This window comes from Actinoplanes sp. NPDC048791 (assembly GCF_040650095.1).
In the GTDB taxonomy this organism is placed as follows: Bacteria; Actinomycetota; Actinomycetes; order Mycobacteriales; family Micromonosporaceae; genus Actinoplanes.
Genome location: NZ_JBEZGQ010001359.1, coordinates 1 through 1,876, shown reverse-complemented (window position 1 = coordinate 1,876; position 1,876 = coordinate 1). Strand labels below are relative to the sequence as shown.

Below are 1,876 nucleotides of genomic sequence, written 5' to 3'. Positions count from 1 at the left end.
GTCGACTTCGCCCTGGCCGCCTTCACCCTGGCCACCGGCATGGCCGCCGACGCCGGGGAGGCGATCTTCGCCGTCGCCCGGACCGCCGGCTGGCTCGCCCACGCCCTGGAGGAGTACGCCGACGAGCCGAGCCGCTTCCGGCCCAGCGGCCGCTACGCCGGCCGGTCCCCGCGAGACACCGGCTAGGACCGGGAGCCGACCAGCATGCGGGTGAGCAGGTTCCGCGTCGCGCGCTGGATCCGTACGTCGGTGTACGCCGAGTCGACCAGGGCGAGGTTCCAGTGGAACGTCCCCGCGGCGAAGACCAGCGTGCCGTGGGCGGTCTCGTAGAGGCTGGTGTTCTGCACCCGTGCCCCGCGGCCGAGCCGGTCCTCGTACGGGGTCTCGGACAGCAGGGTCTGGTTCGCCCGGCGGGACAGCTTGATCTTCGGGTTCCAGCCGTCGGCCTCGACCGCCACGAGACCGGGGACGGTGTCGCCGTCGCGGACCCCGGTGCCCGCCCAGAACCAGTGCCTGCTCTTGCTGATCACCAGCGGCAGCGGGTCGGCCAGCATCCCGTTGTACTGCACGCCCAGCAGCCGTTGCTCGGCGTGGCTGTGCTTCTCGCCGATCTTGCGCCAGTTGCACGTCGGCCCGTTCCCGTCCGCTCCCGGGTCCGGTGTGTCCTTGTAGCAGGTCACCACCCGGTTGCGGCGCCCGTCCCGCGCGGGGTCGAACCGTACGTGCCAGTAGACGTTGTTCGCCGCCAGGAACGCCAGGTGCGTGCCACCGTCGACGGCGCTCTCCGTGCTGTCGCGCATGGCTTTCGACCAGTACTCGTCGTGGCCCGGGAAGATCAACGCGGCGTGCTTGCCGGCCGGGATGCGCTGCTCGTGCAGGTCCAGGCTGGAGGCGTACGCCACGTCGAAACCGGTGGCCTCGAGCCAGCGGGCGGCGGCGATGTCGAGGTCGGACCAGCTGGGCATCCCGCCGCCGGAGTAGGGGCGGTCGAAGGACACCTGGAACGCGCGCTCCGGGATGCCGCCGACCTTGCCGGGCCGGAGGTAGCCCTTGTAGAGGTTCTTCGCGGTCCGACCGTCGGCCGGCCAGAAGTTGTACGCCTGGTAGGTGCTGAACGGCACCACGACGACGAAGTCGGCCCGGCGCCCGTCGTCGCGCACCACGAACGGCGTGCAGCTGCGGAAGCCGTCGTCGGTGTCGAAGACCGCCAGGAAGTATCCGGAGGTCCAGTCGGCGGGGACGGCCAGCGTCCAGGAGACCGGCCAGTCGCACTCGATCAGGCCCGTACCGGGGCCGGCGGTGGGCGTGGGCAGCTCCGTGCCGCGCAGGCTGCCACTGGTCAGCAGGCGCCGGCCACCCGCGCCGCCGTAGTGGCCGAGCCGGTAGATCGAGACGGTGAACGCCCGGTCGCCGGCCACCGAGACGTGGAAGTCGAGCGACTCGCCGACGTTGACCGACGTACGCGACGCGTAGCCCTGGATCTGGCGCGTGACGTCGTCCGAGCTCCGTACGCCGGCCAGCTGCCACCCGCTGTCCCCGTCGAGCAGGTTCTCCAGGACCACCGGGTTGGCGGCCCGTCCCGTTCCTCTGCTGTCGTGGTGGGCCGGCTGGGCACGGGCCGTACCGCAGGAGCCTGATGTGCTGACGGCGGTGAGCGCGAGCAGGCTCAGCGCCGTACGACGAGACATGGCCGGCATGGTGTTTCCCCCGTGGTGAAATGCCGCCCGCGCCGCCGACCGGACGCAAAAATTGCTCCACTGTAGACAGTGGAACCGCAGGGCTGGGCGCGGGATCCGTCGGCGGCGGCAGGCGTGTCTGTCACTGCCGCGCCGAGTATGCCGGGCGTCCGCAACCCCGTACGGGGGTCGTGGCGGAG

Annotated in this window: 2 protein-coding genes; one reads left to right on the top strand and one right to left on the bottom strand. The window is 71.5% G+C overall.

Annotated features, from left to right (window positions below; translation table 11 throughout):
- Window positions 1-186: citrate/2-methylcitrate synthase (locus tag AB0C29_RS46300; protein WP_360834457.1), on the top strand; the 186-nt coding region annotated here is incomplete at its 5' end.
- On the opposite strand, the gene AB0C29_RS46295 is transcribed toward AB0C29_RS46300, so the two are convergent.
- Window positions 183-1,688, bottom strand: coding sequence for a N,N-dimethylformamidase beta subunit family domain-containing protein (locus AB0C29_RS46295; RefSeq protein WP_360834455.1), 1,506 nt, complete (start codon window positions 1,686-1,688; stop codon window positions 183-185). The genes AB0C29_RS46300 and AB0C29_RS46295 overlap by 4 nt on opposite strands.
- Window positions 1,689-1,876 lie beyond the last annotated feature (188 nt).